This is a genomic window from Candidatus Omnitrophota bacterium, assembly GCA_018894435.1.
In the GTDB taxonomy this organism is placed as follows: domain Bacteria; phylum Omnitrophota; class Gorgyraeia; order JAHIPI01; family JAHIPI01; genus JAHIPI01.
Genome location: JAHIPI010000046.1, coordinates 1 through 16,450, shown reverse-complemented (window position 1 = coordinate 16,450; position 16,450 = coordinate 1). Strand labels below are relative to the sequence as shown.

Annotated in this window: 19 protein-coding genes and 2 tRNA genes; 20 read left to right on the top strand and 1 reads right to left on the bottom strand. The window is 44.0% G+C overall.

Annotation, left to right across the window (positions count from 1 at the left end; all coding sequences use genetic code 11):
* From KKI13_03605 to KKI13_03540, 14 genes are all read left to right on the top strand, one after another.
* Window positions 1–1,438: hypothetical protein (locus tag KKI13_03605; GenBank protein ID MBU4488134.1), on the top strand; the 1,438-nt coding region annotated here is incomplete at its 5' end.
* Between the two features lie 212 nt (window positions 1,439–1,650).
* Window positions 1,651–2,094, top strand: coding sequence for a divergent PAP2 family protein (locus KKI13_03600; GenBank protein ID MBU4488133.1), 444 nt, complete (start codon window positions 1,651–1,653; stop codon window positions 2,092–2,094).
* Window positions 2,095–2,106: 12 nt separating this feature from the next.
* A complete protein-coding gene (locus KKI13_03595; protein ID MBU4488132.1) occupies window positions 2,107–2,940 on the top strand; it encodes a L,D-transpeptidase family protein in 834 nt (277 codons plus the stop codon).
* Window positions 2,941–2,946: 6 nt separating this feature from the next.
* Window positions 2,947–3,939 (top strand): acetyl-CoA carboxylase carboxyltransferase subunit alpha, encoded by a 993-nt coding sequence (locus KKI13_03590; GenBank protein MBU4488131.1) that lies wholly within the window; start codon window positions 2,947–2,949, stop codon window positions 3,937–3,939.
* The gene (locus KKI13_03585) at window positions 3,914–4,330 is read left to right on the top strand and encodes an ATP-binding protein (protein ID MBU4488130.1); all 417 of its coding nucleotides are present in this window, start codon (window positions 3,914–3,916) and stop codon (window positions 4,328–4,330) included. Before KKI13_03590 ends, KKI13_03585 begins: the two co-directional genes overlap by 26 nt.
* A gap of 23 nt (window positions 4,331–4,353) precedes the next feature.
* Entirely contained in the window at window positions 4,354–4,689 is a 336-nt protein-coding gene (locus KKI13_03580) for an STAS domain-containing protein (GenBank protein MBU4488129.1), read from the top strand.
* A gap of 11 nt (window positions 4,690–4,700) precedes the next feature.
* A complete protein-coding gene (locus KKI13_03575; protein ID MBU4488128.1) occupies window positions 4,701–5,498 on the top strand; it encodes an ABC transporter permease in 798 nt (265 codons plus the stop codon).
* Between the two features lie 52 nt (window positions 5,499–5,550).
* The gene (locus tag KKI13_03570) at window positions 5,551–6,351 is read left to right on the top strand and encodes an ABC transporter ATP-binding protein (GenBank protein ID MBU4488127.1); all 801 of its coding nucleotides are present in this window, start codon (window positions 5,551–5,553) and stop codon (window positions 6,349–6,351) included.
* Between the two features lie 11 nt (window positions 6,352–6,362).
* Window positions 6,363–6,995: an MCE family protein gene (locus tag KKI13_03565; GenBank protein ID MBU4488126.1), complete on the top strand. Its 633-nt coding sequence runs from the start codon at window positions 6,363–6,365 to the stop codon at window positions 6,993–6,995.
* Complete coding sequence (locus tag KKI13_03560; protein MBU4488125.1) at window positions 6,992–7,930, top strand: hypothetical protein; 939 nt, start codon at window positions 6,992–6,994, stop codon at window positions 7,928–7,930. The genes KKI13_03565 and KKI13_03560 overlap by 4 nt, the downstream gene beginning before the upstream one ends.
* 3 nt (window positions 7,931–7,933) lie before the next feature.
* On the top strand, window positions 7,934–8,374 hold the full coding sequence (locus tag KKI13_03555) for a methyl-accepting chemotaxis protein (protein ID MBU4488124.1): 441 nt from the start codon (window positions 7,934–7,936) through the stop codon (window positions 8,372–8,374).
* Window positions 8,375–8,614: 240 nt separating this feature from the next.
* Window positions 8,615–9,028, top strand: coding sequence for a hypothetical protein (locus tag KKI13_03550; protein ID MBU4488123.1), 414 nt, complete (start codon window positions 8,615–8,617; stop codon window positions 9,026–9,028).
* A 5-nt stretch (window positions 9,029–9,033) separates the two neighbouring features.
* Entirely contained in the window at window positions 9,034–9,537 is a 504-nt protein-coding gene (locus KKI13_03545) for a hypothetical protein (protein ID MBU4488122.1), read from the top strand.
* 2 nt (window positions 9,538–9,539) lie between these two features.
* Window positions 9,540–10,568, top strand: a complete 1,029-nt coding sequence (locus KKI13_03540; protein MBU4488121.1) for a hypothetical protein — start codon at window positions 9,540–9,542, stop codon at window positions 10,566–10,568.
* A gap of 67 nt (window positions 10,569–10,635) precedes the next feature.
* Here KKI13_03540 and KKI13_03535 read toward each other — a convergent pair.
* Window positions 10,636–10,722 (bottom strand) — tRNA-Leu (locus KKI13_03535).
* A gap of 160 nt (window positions 10,723–10,882) precedes the next feature.
* On the opposite strand from KKI13_03535, the gene KKI13_03530 reads away from it, so the two are divergent.
* The 6 genes from KKI13_03530 to KKI13_03505 all read left to right on the top strand — a co-directional run.
* Window positions 10,883–11,560: a hypothetical protein gene (locus KKI13_03530; GenBank protein ID MBU4488120.1), complete on the top strand. Its 678-nt coding sequence runs from the start codon at window positions 10,883–10,885 to the stop codon at window positions 11,558–11,560.
* 10 nt (window positions 11,561–11,570) lie between these two features.
* Window positions 11,571–11,644: transfer RNA gene (locus tag KKI13_03525), tRNA-Ala, on the top strand.
* A gap of 119 nt (window positions 11,645–11,763) precedes the next feature.
* Window positions 11,764–12,405, top strand: coding sequence for a GIY-YIG nuclease family protein (locus tag KKI13_03520; GenBank protein ID MBU4488119.1), 642 nt, complete (start codon window positions 11,764–11,766; stop codon window positions 12,403–12,405).
* Between the two features lie 65 nt (window positions 12,406–12,470).
* Entirely contained in the window at window positions 12,471–15,011 is a 2,541-nt protein-coding gene (leuS, locus tag KKI13_03515) for a leucine--tRNA ligase (protein ID MBU4488118.1), read from the top strand.
* Window position 15,012: 1 nt separating this feature from the next.
* Window positions 15,013–15,390 carry a helix-hairpin-helix domain-containing protein gene (locus KKI13_03510; GenBank protein MBU4488117.1) on the top strand — a complete coding sequence of 126 codons (378 nt, stop codon included), beginning with the start codon at window positions 15,013–15,015 and terminating at the stop codon, window positions 15,388–15,390.
* Window positions 15,387–16,450 (top strand): ComEC family competence protein (locus tag KKI13_03505; GenBank protein MBU4488116.1); only part of this gene is annotated, 1,064 nt, incomplete at its 3' end. The genes KKI13_03510 and KKI13_03505, both read left to right, overlap by 4 nt.

The following is a 16,450-nucleotide window of genomic DNA, read 5'->3' as shown; positions in this document are numbered from 1 at the left end:
GAGGACGGGGATGAATCCCATGACTAAAGACTACGGCAATAGTTTTAATCTTCAGCACAGCTTCAGTTTCTTTAAAAACAGTACTACCGTTTTCGCTAACTATTTCCCGGCGACTTATAAAAACAGGGATTCGGCATCCTCAAGTTATAACGAAAGAAGGCTTGCTATAGGTATGAGGATGAACGTATTTAAGAATCTATATTTTGACATTTCGGAGTTATGGCATTATAGACAAATGCTCGAAAACCGCGACAGCGGCACATCTTCGTCCATGAATTTAGGCGTCGCTTACAGTTCGCGAATATTCAACACGCCTTTTTACGGCTCAGTCGCGTGGCGTTACAAAAAAGACTCAAACATAATGTCGGGCATATCGGTCCTTGCGAATGAGGAATACGGGGAGATAGAAGGAGAGATAAAATATAAACCCGGGCCCGATATGGAGTTATATTTCCGCGTAAATAATAAAGATATAAAACCTATAGTCGATTCAACGCCTACCAATAAACGGCGGGAGATGCGTATGTACTGGGGCGGTACTTATCTTCTTGATACTACGCTCAGGTTCTCTAATGCCGGCGGGGTGCAGGGCTATGTCTTTAAGGATTTAAACAATAACGGAACGAGGGATGCGGAGGACGAGGGCATGCCCAAGGTGGACATTTTTGCCCAGAATAAAAAATGCGCGACGACGAACGAAAGAGGATTCTACAAATTTGATAAGCTGCAGGGCGAAGAGGCATCCATATTGCTTGATATAAAAACGCTGCCCGAAGGATATACCTCTACAGTATCTAATCCGCGGATAGTCAGGCTTGAAAGAGAGAAAATAGCCGAGGTCAATTTCGGCGTATTGGCGAGAACAGAGGTCTCGGGGCAAGTCTTTAACGATGTTAATATGAACGGCGAGATGGATGGAGATGATTATGGGATTAGGGATATCCTTATTGCTTTGGACGACGGCACTACAGATTATACTGAGGCGACCGGCTATTATAACTTTGAATATATTAAGAGCGGAGAGAGGACCCTTAGCCTCAATATGGGCAGCCTGCCGGCAAATTTACTGCCTTTATATTCTTCAAAAAAGACATTCGTAGCTAAGGAGGGGGATAATTACAAGGAGAACTTCTCCTTGTATGCGCTCCGGACTATAATCGGGACAGTATTTGTGGACAAGAACGGCAACGGTAAATTCGATACCGACGAGGAAGGGGTAGCCGATATTGAGTTGAAAGTAGAAGACAATTCTACCCTTACCGATGGCATGGGGAGATATTTCCTAAAGAAGCTCAAGGGCGGCACCCAGAAGGTGGAGATCGTCATAGAAAGCATACCCAGGGAGTATGAACTTGCAGGGGATGCCTTTAAGGAAGCAGCCTTAGCTAAAGAGGGCGATATAAAAGAGGATATAGATTTCCCGCTGAGGAAAAAGTAGCGCTATACGCTAAAAATTGGGCCTTTTTCCGTGATTGGCTTTTTTGATTCTCTTATTTCTTCTTACTCTTTTACGGTGGCCTTTGGCCATATTATTTCTCCTTGCTTTCTCTATGAGAGTATAATATAATACGCGTCTGGCGTCAAGGAAAAAGTTGATGGTAGGGGAGGTTTAAACCTCCCCTACCACGTAGTTTATAAATAGGATGGGAAATGCAGATAATAGGTAATCCCAAGTTCGATATACTTCTTACTACTTTTATTGCCTGGTTGGTGGCACAGAGCCTTAAGGTACTATTGGGAGTCTTAAAGGAGAAGAGGTTTGACTTTAGATGGTTTGTCGGAACAGGCGGCATGCCATCCTCCCACGCAGCTGCGGTCTCAGCCCTTACGACCGCCGTAGGTATTCATGCCGGTTTTACCTCACCCATCTTTTATGTGGCGTTGATATTTACCATTGTTGTCATCTTTGATGCGCAGGGCGTAAGGCGAGCGAGCGGTAAACAGGCGGAGATATTGAATAAAATACTAGATGATATCTATTGGAAAAAAAATATACAAGAAGAACGGCTAAAGGAACTTATAGGCCACACGCCCATGGAGGTGTTGGCAGGCACTTTTCTGGGTATACTTATCGCTCTTATTCTTAGCGCCTAACACGGAGACAGAATGAATAAGCGTATAATTTTCATTGCAGCAGGCGTGATTATCGCGGCACTGTTTTTGTCGGACATTATTTATAAAAGGAATTCCTCTATTCCTGGGGTATTCACCAAGGCACAAACAGCCGAAGTAAGCGACAGGGAAGCATCCAAGATTTATAATGAGGCAGATAAATTAGCGGCTGAGGGCAAGATATTGGATGCCCTCAATATGTATAAAAGGATACTCGCCGAATACCCCGGGAGCGCTTTAGTATCTCAGGCAAGGTCCAAACTTGATGATTTTAGCGTAAGAATACTCTTTTCCCCGATTCCCACCCAAGACAGCACAGTGTATGAAGTAGTTTCCGGCGATAACCTAACGAAGATAGCCAAAAAATTCGGTACGACGGTAGATCTTATAATGAAGAGTAATGCCCTATCCGGTAATCTAATAAGGCCGGGTATGAAACTTAAGATATCCAAGGCAAAATATTCCATATTGGTCGATAAATCACAGAACATACTTATATTGAAATCCGATGGCGAGGTATTCAAGACTTATATTGTTGCGACCGGGATAAACAACAGCACCCCGATAGGGACATACCAGATAAACGAGAAGTTAGTCGACCCTACCTGGCATAAGGCGGGGGCTGTTATTCCGCCGGGAAGCCCCGATAATATATTGGGGACAAGATGGCTGGGGCTTACCCTTGAACATTACGGGATACACGGCACTACCGACGATTCGGCGTTGGGCCAGCAGGTTACGGCGGGATGCGTGCGGATGAGCAACAAAGATGTAGAGGAGATCTATTGCATAGTTCCGGTAGGTACGGAAGTGACGATAATAGATTAGAGGCCTATGAACAGAACCGGATTGGATTTCGAAAAACCTGTGGTTGAGCTGGAGCGGAAAATAGAAGAGCTGAAGAAATTTTCTTCGGGCGAGAATATGGATCTTTCTGATGAGATTAAAAAGCTCGAAGAGAAACTTGAGAAAGCAAAGAAAGAGATATTTGAAAACCTGACGCCCTGGCAGCGCGTACAGATAGCGCGCCATCCTAAAAGGCCCTACACCCTAGATTATATAAGTATGATTATGACCGATTTTATGGAACTGCACGGCGACCGCGCATTCAGCGATGACAAATCCATAATCACCGGTTTTGCAAAAATAGACGGTGATAAAATATGCGTCGTAGGGCATCAAAAAGGTAAGGATACAAAGGAGAATCTGGAGAGAAATTTCGGCTCAGCTCAGCCCGAAGGCTACCGGAAGGCGATAAGGGTGATGAAACTGGCCGAAAAATTTAAAATACCGATAGTTTCTTTCATAGATACGCCCGGGGCATATCCGGGCATAGGTGCCGAAGAGAGAGGCCAGGCCGGTGCCATTGCGTATAACCTTATGGAAATGGCCGTATTGCAAGTGCCTATAATCATAATAGTTATAGGCGAAGGCGGATCCGGAGGGGCGCTTGGCATAGGTGTGGGCGACAAAATATGCGTTTTAGAGAATGCCTACTACTCAGTCATATCGCCGGAAGGCTGTGCCGCTATACTATGGAAAGACCGGGCCAAGGCGTCAATTGCGGCAGAGGTGCTGAAGCTTACGGCGCAGGATTTATATGGAATGGGGTTAATAGATGACATCATAAAAGAACCCCTTGGCGGAGCGCACAGAGTCCCAGCCGTCGCAGCAAGTAATATAAAAAAGAAGATAATAAAGTATTTAGGCGATCTGGGAAAGCTGTCAACCAAGGAACTTTTAGAAACTAGATATGCTAAGTTCAGGAAAATAGGAATATTTGAAGAGGCCGATGATTCCGATGAAACAAGCGGCAAGGATCGATAAAAAGATTGAAATTCCAAGCGATATAGGGTATATTAAAAAAGTAAGCCATGAACTGTTGGAGCACCTGAAAAAAAAAGGTGTTGATGAGTCCATACAGTTTGATATTAGGCTTGCGGTAGAAGAAGCCGTACGGAATGCTATAGAACACGGCAATAACTATGATAAAGTGCTTCCTGTATTAATCAGATATTCCCTGGACGCTAAAAAGATTGTCGTATGCATCGAAGATAAGGGGGAAGGGTTCCATTTGAAGAGCGTTCCTGATCCGCGGCAAGAAGACAATCTTCTGCAAGAAGGCGGAAGAGGCGTTTTTTTAATACAAAAATTGATGAACAAAGTAAAGTACAACAAGAGGGGCAACAGAGTAACTATGGTGAAATTGTTTAAATAAGCCCACGCGTTATTTAGGAGGTTATGATGCAAATTAGGTTTGAAAACAAAAATGGGATTATGATTTGCGCTACCGAAGGTGATATCGACATAAATACTTCCCCGCAGGTTAAAAAGTTGCTTGATAAGATGATGAAGGATAAGTTTGCCAAAGTGCTGATAAATCTGAAAAAAGTGGAATACATAGACAGCTCGGGGTTGGCGACTTTGGTGGAGATTTTAAAAAATATTAAGAATTACGGCGGAAGGTTGAAACTGAGCAATCTTTCCAATAAAGTGAGAAGCCTTTTTGAGATAACCAAGCTGGAAAAACTTTTTGACATATCCGATTCCGAGGACGAAGCGCTAAAAAACTTTTAAGAGGAAATCTAATGGGCAATTTTTTCGAGAAGATAGGTAGCTCAGTAATAAAAACGAGCCAGCAGATCATAAATGTGCTGGCTCTTTTAGTCGATACTATCTACTGGATTTTTGTAGGCCCGTTTAGGAAAAAGGCGGCAAAGCGGCAAAGCATATTCGAACAGATGGTTTTTGTGGGGGTAAAGTCACTTCTGATAGTATTTTTCGTGGCGCTATTTACCGGCGTAGTAATAGCGATGCAGACAGCGCCGCAGTTAGAATCTTTGGGAGCTGTCATATATGTAGCCGGTCTTGTTGCTGTTTCCATAACGCGTGAATTGGGCCCCGTACTTACAGGGCTTGTTATAGCCGGAAGAGTGGGCGCGGCGATGAGCGCGGAGCTTGGTACAATGAAAGTGACCGAGCAGGTTGAAGCGCTCGAATGTATGGCGTTAAACCCCGTAAGATTTCTCGTGGTGCCGCGTTTTCTGGCGCTTATCATAATGCTTCCATGTCTTACTGTACTTGCTGATGCCGTCGGGATATTTGGAGGCTATCTTATAGGAGTCTTTAATCTGAATATAAACCCGGGTTTATATATTGATACTACTTTCAGGTTTCTTACGGCCAAAGACATAATGACGGGTGTAGCCAAGAGTTTTGTATTTGGCGGGATAATCGCCCTTATAGGATGCTATTATGGGTTGAATACTTCGGGCGGCGCCGAAGGCGTAGGAAAGTCTACCACAACCAGCATAGTGACGAGTTTTATACTTATAATAGTGGCTGATTGTATTCTTACGGCCATTTTCTTCTTTACTAACGTATAAATAGAAAATTTGAGATCCTTGCTGCAAATTAAAACTGCAAAGAGAGCGCGAAATGGACCACAAAGAGGTAGTAATAGACGTAAAAGATATATATAAAGCATTCGGCCAAAGGCAGATCCTTTCCGGCGCAAGCTTACAGATATATAAAGGCGAGACAATGGTAATAATGGGTGGTTCCGGATGCGGAAAAAGCACGCTTCTGCGCCACATGATAGGTTCCATAAAACCCGATAAAGGAAGTGTTCATGTAACGGGCAGAGATATTTCCAATATGGGCGAAGAAGAGCTGGATGCCGTGAAGAAGAAATTCGGAATGCTATTCCAATCCAGCGCGCTCTTTGATTCTTTGAGTGTCAAAGAGAACGTAGCAATGCCGTTAAGGGAGCATACCAAGCTTGACGAGAATATTATGAGCATTATGGTCAAGATGAAATTGGAGCTCGTGGGCTTAAGAGGCTTTGAAAACCTTATGCCGGCGCAGCTTTCCGGAGGCATGAAAAAAAGAGTAGGCCTCGCCAGGGCCATGGTTATGGACCCTGAAATAGTTTTTTATGATGAACCCACGACGGGCCTTGACCCTATCATGGCCGGTGTCATAGATAAACTTATTTTAGACCTCAGCAAAAAACTTTCTATAACGAGTGTTGTTGTAACGCACGATATGAAAAGCGTATTCAGGATAGCGGACAGGATAGCCATGCTCCACGAAGGCAAAGTGATAGAGGCTGGTCTGGCGGATGAGATAAAAAATACATCCAACCCTATCGTGAGACAGTTTATAAACGGCGATCCGGAAGGGCCGATAAATTTCTTCATGGATAAAGATAATTACTTGGAAGAACTTACCAAATGACGGGGTGAAAAATGGCCAAAAGAAATATATCCAATGAAATGAAAGTAGGCGTGCTTTTTGTAATGTGCGTTTTTGTGCTTTTGGGGCTTTTATACAAAACAGGCAGTTTCGATTTTAAAAAAGACGGCTATACCGTAAAGGCGGTCTTTGGTATAGTAGCGGGCGTGCAGAGAAACGCGCCTGTGCGCCTGGCCGGTGTTGAGATAGGAAAGGTCCAGAATATACAGCTTTCATACGACAAAGGGACCAATGTCATCGTAACACTTTCGCTGGATAAAAACGCAAAGCTAAAGACAGATTCCCAGGCTATTATTACAGCACTTGGCCTTATGGGTGAAAAATATATAGAAGTCACAGCGGGTTCGGTAGATGCTCCTGATCTCAAACCGGGTGAGACGATTATGGGAGAAGACCCGCTTCAATTTGATTCGCTGGCCAAAAAGGGAGAAGCCATCGCTAAGGACCTCGATGAGACGCTCAGAAGCATAAAGGAGCTGGCCCAAAATACCAATTTGGTGGTTACCGATAACAAAGAAAAGATAGACGCCACGTTTGATAATCTGGAAGCTACGACCGCTAATTTTAAGGAATTTTCAGACGACATAAAACGCAACCCCTGGAAGCTGATGAGCAAGGGAAAATGAAGCATTTTATATTTTTCACATTATTTATCATTCTCTCGATATTTCCATCTTGCATATTTGCCGATACCATCATACTTACTGGCGGCAACGAAATTAAAGGCCTTATCGTAGATGAATATGTGGACCGCGTAGTCATAAGCACTTTTGAAGGCGAAAAGACATTTTTGCGCAAAGATGTTAAATCTCTACGATACGAAGATACTGAAACGCGCCTTTTAAAGTTGGGGAATGACGCTGTTGGGCGCACGAACTATAAGGCAGCGGCCTATTATTACCGGGCTGTATTAAAATTGAATCCCAATTCAATCCAGGCCCGCGACGGGGAAATAGCGGCGGTCAGAAAGGAATTGGGTTCGGGCACGGAAATAGCAAAAGAAGAGGTGGAACTTATGACGGCGCTGGAAGAGCCCGCGCTTAGTGCCGGCAAAGATGCTTCTTCATACGAAAAGAATGTAAGAGATCTGCTTGGCCTCAGAATTAAAAAAAGCGATGCCGCCAACAAGTATTACATATATAATGTATTATCGGAATCGCCCGCAGCCGATTGCGGAATACTCAAAAAAGATATACTCAGCGCCGTCTGGAACGAAAATGTACAGTACATGACGTATGAGGAGATGATCAAAAAATTATCCGGGCCGGAATTTTCGATGGCGAAACTGAGCATTGAAAGAGAAGTATCCTTCCCTGATCCTAAGAGGATTAAGTTGGATATAGGCCTTAAGGAAGAGGGGTATTTCATCAAAGATGTATCGGGTGTAAGAGGCGCGGAGGAAATTTTGATAAAACCGGGTGACTGGCTGCTTGAAATTAACTCGGTTTCTACGCGCTATATTCCGAAAGATGAAATTGGCACTTTATTGTCAAACAGCAAGGCGCCGCTCACCTTACTTATAAAGAGAGATTTATACATTACGAGAGAGAAGGGGGAATAATCCATGGAAGGACGCATTGTAAGGACGCGATATTTTCTGGCCCGCGGTTTCCAGTTAAGGTACGCCGGCATTATTCTTTTAGTGGCGTTTGTGACCGCAATATTGAGCGGCTTTACGGTTTTTCGCACTACATGCGATATTCTGGGGGAAAAGTTATCACAGGTCTATCCTCAAGGGCTCTTTACGGCCATTTTTAATAAAGTGGCCGTGGCGCTTATGAAAAATATGTCCGTCCTCGCAGTTTTGATTTTTATTTTCGCTATTTTTATATCTCACCGGATTGCCGGGCCCATTTACCGCGTCAAATCTATCATACGCGATATCGGCGAAGGCAAGCTTGATAAGCGCATACATCTTCGCAAAAATGATGAACTGCACGACCTGGCGGATGAGCTTAACAAGATGCAGGAGAATTTAAAATCGAGATTAAAAGAAACTGGCTAAAACTGGTTGCAGCGGCTCTATTGCTTTTTTTCTCCGTTTTCGCTTATGAGAAAACAGCCGCGGAAAGTGCGCCAAGAAATATAACTGTTTTAATAAGAGTTGAACCGCTGCTTATTTTGCCGTTGGATCAGGATAGTATTGAAAAAGAGTTAAAAGCCGCGGAAACATTTAAAAATAAAAATTACAGCCTAAAGACCAAAGACAATACCATATTATACACTGTAACGGAATAACGAAGAGATGAATAAAAAAGGCCTTACGCTCGTAGAAACGGTAGTCGCAATCATCATATTTTCACTGGTGAATTTTTCTATACTCGCGGTTTTTGTTATGTTGAAAGCATCTAATGTCAACATGCGCCATTATCTTCAGGCGATGCATCGGATTTCTTCAAAGCTGGAGGCCTTAAAAGCGCAGAATTATAGTAGTGTCGTAGTGATTACTAGCGCGCCGGTGGTTATCGATAATAACGGAACCCCTTTGGACGCTTCGGATGATACGACAGGCACATATTCTCAAACTGTCAACGAAGTCCAGGACGCAGGGCATTTAAATTCATATAAAATTGTAGGCGCGAATATTGCATGGCAGGAAAAGTCATATGCGGCGGTCAGGAACGTTTCAGCATCTTTAGTAACTATAATAACTGAGTAGAGAATATGAATTTTAAAAACAAGCTGCTATTTTTAAATAAGTCCGCATTTACTATGACAGAAATAATGATGGCAAGTACCGTGCTGCTTCTCGGGCTCGTCGGAGTTGTATCTTTATATGTAATGGTGCTGAACATAAATGACGTCGAGAGTATACGGGCAAAAGAACTTAACGACGGCGCGCTTATTATGCAGAAGATCCTAAGGGGGGTAGGCGGCAATAACGGCCTGAGGGAGGCCGTCTCTTTTAGCACAGTTACAAACTCTTCAGATATTAGTTATATCATCCCGGGTGGAGAAACCAGAAGATTTTATTTAAGTAACGGCAATCTCTATTACGGCCCGTCAGGCGCGGTCATCGGAGACGATGTTTCGGCATTCAATGTCACCGCAACCACTGATTATGCCGATATATCTATAACATTTTCCAAGATTCACCGCGGGAAGACATATTCATTCAGCTTTTTTGAATCGGTTTGGCCAAGGAATTCTATCCGGTCGTGGGAGTAGATATGAGAAAAGACGGCTTTATCCTTTTATTGGTTTTACCCCTTGTACTCCTTATGTGTATGGTAGCGGGGTATTTTTTTATTTATCAAAGGAGAGAGGTCTATAATGTTCAGCGCCAGATGGCTTCGATAAAAGCATTCTGGCTTGCTGATGCAGGCGTATCCAGGGCTATTTATGAGCTTAAGAATGATTATACTGACTGGTCTGGTATTACAGGCGTCAGCTTAGGCGCGGGGGGAGGCGAGTATTCTATTTCAATCGGGGGGCCTGTTGCCGTAGACCTGACAACCACGAGCCGCTACGTTGTCTCGACAGGAACTATTCCCTCGGGCCTTACGATAGGGGATATTTCTAGAAGTATAGAAGTCTCTATAATTAAAAAACAGCTTCCCATAAGTTCAATCAGCGCGCCGGATGTAACAATAAACGGCAGCGGTGTTACCGTTGTGGGCGATATCGTCTATTCCGATTCATTCACCACCAACCCGCCCGGAGGAGACTATCCGCACACCCAGGACGATTCGATGGATTCCTGGCCGCAGCCTGATTTTGCGCTATTAGAGAGCGTTGCCAGGTCGCAGGTGCAGCCCGGCGGAGAAGATAATTATTTTTCTAATGAAGAATTAGGGCCGCCGGCGAGCCCCACTTTTCCCACATCTTATTGGTACGACGAGGTACAAAGAATACCTAATGTTGTCTATCTTGAGGGGAATCTCACCTTGAACGGCAATATAGGGACCATAGGAGGCTTCTTTATCGTGAGAGGCGACGTTGCGACGGATCCGGAGAATACCGGCGATACGAGTATTAACGGAGTCGGTAGTGTCGACGGTTGTATTTATACAACCGGAGCATTTAATATTAACGGCGGCGCCGATAGTTTAAATATTAACGGCGGCGTATGGGCCGGGCAGAAAGCAGTTTTACGCGGCACGGCAGAAATACGGGAAAACGAAGAGTATCTGCAGAATATCGTTGAAACTTTCGGCGTTTATTACATATCCACAAACCAATGGAGAGAACTCCCCTAAAGTATATGGCTTGCCATGAACCCGACCCTGTACCATTCGTTTCACTCAGGCACAGGGGAGTGGTTCATGGTGCCGAAGGAGGGAGTTGAACCCTCATGACCTTACGGTCACCGGTTTTTGAGACCGGCGCGTATGCCAATTCCGCCACTTCGGCGTCTCAATTGTGTATATAATATAGCATAACCTTCATTAATCCTCAAGAAGTTTTCCAATAGTGCGGTATGCCCAATCCTCGTTATGAAATATATTCGTATAGCTAAGCTCGTGAAGTATATTATTGACATAGGTATTTAGACATTATATAATATAGTAAAATGGAAAAGAAGCCCAAAAATATAAAAATCAAGGCTATGGGACTCAGAAGACAAGGTTTCTCTCTGTCTGAGATAGCCTGCCGTATCGATGTCCCAAAAAACACAATTCAAGGATGGGTGAAGAATATAAAGTTGACAAGAGGTCAAAAGTTGCGATTAGCAAAAAAGGCAATAGCGTGTGGAAACAAAGGTTTACAGAAAGCCCTCAAGAGGAACAGAGATAAATTAGCAAAATGGAAGGAGAATATCAGGCAAAGAGCGGTAAAATATAGTAATATTTCGAACAAGCGAAGCGACTTAGCAAAATTAGTATGCGGAATATTATATCTTTGCGAAGGTGCAAAATATCCATCGACCAGACATCTTGTATTCGGAAGCACTGATCCTAGAATGATAAAATTATTTTTAAATCTTCTAAGGAATAACTTTCATGTTGACGAAAATAAATTTAGATGTAGAATTATGCATAGATATGATCAAAACGGAGATGCCCTGGAGATCTATTGGTCAAAGTTAACAGGAATACCACTACGTCAATTTTATAAAAGCTATAAAGATAAGCGCACAAAAGGTAAAGCTACAAAAAATAAAGAGTATAAAGGTGTTTGTTCCGTTCAATATTTCAGCACAGATGTACAATATGAGCTTCAGTCAATAGGTGAGGCTCTCTATTTTTAAAGAGTAAAAAGGGGCCGTGGTGAAGCGGGATCACATCACAATGGCATTGTGAGGTCACGAGTTCGATTCTCGTCGGCTCCACCATTCTACTTCGCCCAATTGCTTTCGCGTTGGGCTTCGTAGGAATTGTAGCGAAGTAGAATGTTGTTTCTTCGAAGCCAAACTGCTACGAATAGCATTCATGTGCGAAGAAGAACCATGTTATGGATGTTAAACCTCATAGGACATATGCATTTACCCCGTTAGAGATAATACCACAGACTATGTTCTACACTTATGTTATACAGAGCAAAAAAGACAATAAATGGTACACCGGCCATACGAAAGACTTACGGAAACGCTTCCAGGATCATAGCGATAATAAAGTATTCGCCACAAAAGGAAGAGGTCCTTTTGATTTAATATATTACGAAGCCTGCAAGAATGAAGAAGATGCTACAATGCGTGAAAAATACTTAAAGTCAGGCATGGGTAAACGTTATCTTAAGAATCGGCTGAAGCGTTTCCTATCTCTAACGGGGTTTACTCTTGTAGAAATAATGATAGCCGTTAGTATTATCGGCCTTCTTGCCGCTATAGCCATTCCTAATTTCAATAATGCCCGCCTTGAGGCCAGGAAATCCATATGTATAAATAATATGCGGCAGATTGATTCCGCAAAGGAGCAATGGGCGCTCGAAAACGGCAAAAGCTCCACAGATGAGCCGGCCGAAGCCGAAGTAGCGGCATATATACGCTCCGGTTTTCCAAGTTGTCCCGCAAACGGCACTTATACTATAGGCGCTTTAAACGCTCTTCCCTCCTGCAGTGAACATGGCATTTATCCTTATCCCCTGGGTCCGTAGCTTAAAGGTATTGACCCCGTACTCTTTTTCGTGTTAAAATAACCGCTAATGCGCAAAGGTAAAATATGACAAATGACTATCCTTTTAAGGAAATAGAGCCAAAGTGGCAAAAGCACTGGGACGAGATAGGCCTTTTTAAGGCAGATCTTAAAAAGTATAAGAATAAATTTTACTGCCTTATGATGTTTCCGTATCCGTCGGCAGCGCTTCACGTAGGCCACGGGCGGAATTACATAATAGGCGATGCCGTCGCCAGGTACAAGATCATGCGAGGCCTTAATGTGCTTACGCCGATGGGATTCGACGCATTCGGCCTTCCGGCGGAAAATGCCGCTATAAAAAGCGGAATCCCCCCAAAGGTATCCACTCTGGACAATATAGAGACGATGAAGAAACAGTTCCGCCAATGGGGTGTCGGCTACGATTGGGATAAAGAAGTCATTTCATGCCTTCCCGATTATTACAAATGGACGCAGTGGATTTTTACCGAGCTCTACAAAAAGGGTCTGGCTTATAAGAAGAAAGGCGCGGTCAATTGGTGTCCCTCCTGCATGACTGTCCTGGCGAACGAACAGGTCATAGCCGGAAGCTGTGAGCGCTGCGAAACAAAGGTCGTGGAACGGGATTTGGAACAGTGGTTCTTTAAAATAACCGATTATGCGGAAAGGCTTTTAGAAGATATATCGCGCCTTACGGACTGGCCCGAACGCGTCAAGATTATGCAGACCAACTGGATAGGCAAGAGTAACGGCGTCGACATAGATTTCAAAGTGGATGGCACTGATATTACGCTGACTTGTTTTACCACGAGAGTGGATACTATATTCGGCGCTACTTATATGGTAATCCCGCCCGAGCATCCCGACATTCCTGAGCTCATAAAAGGACCCGCCAGAGGCGGGTCCGCCTCCGGCGGAAATAAAGATATAACAAAGTTTGAGGAATTTATACAGCGGGTGCGTGTACAGGATAAGATCGAACGCGCCGCCGCCGAAATAGAAAAAGAAGGGATGTCAATAGGCAAGTGTGTCATAAATCCCGTCAATGGCAGAAAGATACCCCTTCTCATAGCAAATTACGTCCTTATGGAATACGGCACGGGCGCCGTAATGGCGGTACCGGCCCATGACCAGAGGGACTTCGAATTTGCCAAAAAATATAACCTTCCTATAGAAGTAGTCATAGACAATCCCAAAGAGCATCTTGACGCGGCATCGATGGCGTGTGCCTATGTAGATGATGGCATAATGGTAAATTCCAAACAGTTTAACGGCCTTACGAATCGCGAGGCAATGGAAAAGATCGCCGGTTGGATGGAGCAGGAAAAAATAGGCAAGCGCTCTGTCCACTACCGCCTGCGCGATTGGCTCATATCAAGGCAGAGGTATTGGGGCGCGCCGATTCCTATTATATATTGTGACAGGTGCGGCGAGATGGCGGTGCCGGAAAAAGACCTGCCGGTACTTTTGCCGGAAGACATAGAATTTTCCGCCAAAGGCGCCGTGCCTGCCGGCGGGCAGGGATCCGCCACCGGCGGAAAACCGCACGGGCAGTCCCCGCTCAAAGCCAGCGAGAAATTTATAAATACTAAATGCCCGAAATGCGGAGGGTCTGCCAAACGCGAGACGGACACCATGGATACCTTTGTGGATTCAAGCTGGTATTATCTGCGTTATCTCTCGGCGAAGGATGACAAGAAGCCCTTTGATAAAGAGACTGTAACGAGATGGTTTCCGGTGGACCAGTATATCGGAGGGGTCGAGCACGCGATACTTCATCTTTTATATTCCCGGTTTATAACAAAGGTCTTAAGTGATTTAAAGTTTATAGATTTTGACGAGCCGTTCCGGCGGCTTTTTACGCAGGGCATGATAACAAAAGACGGCGCGAAGATGTCCAAATCAAAAGGCAATGTAGTAAGCCCTGATATTCTAATCGAAAAATACGGCGCTGATACGGTAAGGTTATATACGCTCTTTATAGGCCCTCCAGAGAAAGATGCTGAGTGGAGCGATAGAGGAGTAGAAGGCGCTTACAGATTTCTCAAGCGGCTTTACAGGATAGTGGAGGAGATGGTGCGGGAGAATTGGGATAGCGCCCTTGATGAAAAAGCCGATAAAGAACTGAAAAGAGTAATGCACCTGACCATAAAGAAGGTTACCGAGGACATGGAAAAAGATTTCCATTTCAATACTGCGATAAGCAGTACTATGGAACTACTTAATCAGGTCTATCTCAGTGTCGGCAGCACTAAGAAGCGCGTATCGCCGGCCATAAAAGAGGCGCTGAAAATCACAATAATACTTCTTTCGCCTTTTGTGCCGCATATCTCGGAAGAATTGTGGCAGATGACAGGGGGCAAGGAAAGCGTATTTATGGTCCCGTGGCCCGATTTTGACCCCAATGCACTTTTGACCGAGGAAGTGGAGATAGTAGTTCAGGTAAACGGTAAATTAAGGAGCCGCATGACGGTCTCGGTAGATGCGGGCGAGGAAGAATTGAAAAAGATGATTCTCGAAGACTCTGAGATAAAACGCTGGATAGAAGATAAGAACGTTAAAAAGTTTATAGTCGTACCAGGCAAGCTCGTGAATATAGTAATATAATATGGCCTTCTTAACAAAAACAGAAAAATACGTAATATTTTTTTTAGTAGCCGGCGCTCTGTTTGGCATCGGCTATTCTTATTATAAGCAATTTTTCGGCCCACTCTGGATAGACGCCAAAAAGGATACCTTTCGCCGCAGGCCGGCTGTAAGAAAAGATCTGGACCGTATTCTTGAAAAGTCCAAATCAGTCAATATAAATACTGCTTCATACGAAGAACTTATGCGTTTAGACGGCATAGGGCCTGTCCTTGGGAACCGCATCATAGAGTATCGCAATGAACACGGTGATTTTTCCTACAAAGAAGAAATAAAAGATGTTTCCGGTATGGGCGATAAGAAATTTGAAGCTATCAAGGATTATCTAGAGGTAGAATGAGACGCCCGTTCTTTTTCCTCGCCATCTTTATCTCGCTTGTAATATGTGCCGCCAATTTTTTTATTTCCTCCATACCTTACCACCAGGGGCATGTATCCTATTTTGTTTCCAACACACCGCGTCATTTCGCAGTAGACGGAATAGTGACAAGCACCCCCATTTTAAAATATACCGCATTTGGGGATACTTATTCTTTTCTAGTCAAACCGAAACTGCTTAAGATAGGCGATAAGTGGTTTCCCGCGCACGGCGTTATATCGATGACCTCGTATAAGGATATAGAATTAGATTACGACGAGGAAATAATATTTGAGGCCGAAATAAAAGCGCCTTGGCCCGGAAAGAAGTTGGAGGGATACCGCGCATATCTTAATAGAAAGGGCATCTTTGCCCTCGGGACTATACGGAAAAAAGACGGCCTGGTTTCCCAGGGTATTAGCGGCGGCTTATCTTTAAAACGTTTTGCTTATAGCGTAAAATCGGCGCTGAAGGAGAGGATAAGCGAAACATTCAGCCGCAATGCCGGATATTTTCTGAATGCCCTCCTATTAGGCGACAGGGAAAATATATCCCGAAGGTGGAAGGAGATTTTTGCCAATACTCAGACGATCCACCTTCTCGCGATAAGCGGGCTGCATGTAGGGATAATCTCTTTCATAGTACTTTTTATTTTGGGCGCGGCAGGGTTGCCGCGAGGCCCAAAATATATAACAGCAATTATCCTTGTCTTGTTTTATGCGATCATGGTGGGCTGGATGCCGTCGGTAGCAAGGTCAACGATAATGGGCGCCATTCTTATGGGTTCCTATGTGTTGAAGAAGAACACGGATATCTATAATTCTTTGGGCCTTGCGGCTTGCCTAATACTTATCTTTCAACCGAATCAGTTGTTCGATATGGGATTTATATTATCTTTCGGCGCCGTACTCTCGCTTATTTATATCTTGCCGAAAATAAATCACGCCTTAGGCATTGATAGAATAGACAGAAAAAAGAAGAGAGGAAAATTTCTATACTATTTTGCGGTATTATTTTCCGGTTCTTTAGCCGTATGGCTGGG

Coding starts and splice junctions, on each gene's coding strand:
- KKI13_03595 (MBU4488132.1), top strand. CDS start 2,107: ATGAATAAGCGTATAATTTTCATTGCAGCAGGCGTGATTATCGCGGCA.
- KKI13_03560 (MBU4488125.1), top strand. CDS start 6,992: ATGAAGCATTTTATATTTTTCACATTATTTATCATTCTCTCGATATTT.
- KKI13_03540 (MBU4488121.1), top strand. CDS start 9,540: ATGAGAAAAGACGGCTTTATCCTTTTATTGGTTTTACCCCTTGTACTC.
- KKI13_03555 (MBU4488124.1), top strand. CDS start 7,934: ATGGAAGGACGCATTGTAAGGACGCGATATTTTCTGGCCCGCGGTTTC.
- KKI13_03545 (MBU4488122.1), top strand. CDS start 9,034: ATGAATTTTAAAAACAAGCTGCTATTTTTAAATAAGTCCGCATTTACT.
- KKI13_03520 (MBU4488119.1), top strand. CDS start 11,764: ATGGATGTTAAACCTCATAGGACATATGCATTTACCCCGTTAGAGATA.
- KKI13_03550 (MBU4488123.1), top strand. CDS start 8,615: ATGAATAAAAAAGGCCTTACGCTCGTAGAAACGGTAGTCGCAATCATC.
- KKI13_03570 (MBU4488127.1), top strand. CDS start 5,551: ATGGACCACAAAGAGGTAGTAATAGACGTAAAAGATATATATAAAGCA.
- KKI13_03600 (MBU4488133.1), top strand. CDS start 1,651: ATGCAGATAATAGGTAATCCCAAGTTCGATATACTTCTTACTACTTTT.
- KKI13_03530 (MBU4488120.1), top strand. CDS start 10,883: ATGGAAAAGAAGCCCAAAAATATAAAAATCAAGGCTATGGGACTCAGA.
- KKI13_03575 (MBU4488128.1), top strand. CDS start 4,701: ATGGGCAATTTTTTCGAGAAGATAGGTAGCTCAGTAATAAAAACGAGC.
- leuS (MBU4488118.1), top strand. CDS start 12,471: ATGACAAATGACTATCCTTTTAAGGAAATAGAGCCAAAGTGGCAAAAG.
- KKI13_03565 (MBU4488126.1), top strand. CDS start 6,363: ATGGCCAAAAGAAATATATCCAATGAAATGAAAGTAGGCGTGCTTTTT.
- KKI13_03510 (MBU4488117.1), top strand. CDS start 15,013: ATGGCCTTCTTAACAAAAACAGAAAAATACGTAATATTTTTTTTAGTA.
- KKI13_03590 (MBU4488131.1), top strand. CDS start 2,947: ATGAACAGAACCGGATTGGATTTCGAAAAACCTGTGGTTGAGCTGGAG.
- KKI13_03585 (MBU4488130.1), top strand. CDS start 3,914: ATGAAACAAGCGGCAAGGATCGATAAAAAGATTGAAATTCCAAGCGAT.
- KKI13_03580 (MBU4488129.1), top strand. CDS start 4,354: ATGATGCAAATTAGGTTTGAAAACAAAAATGGGATTATGATTTGCGCT.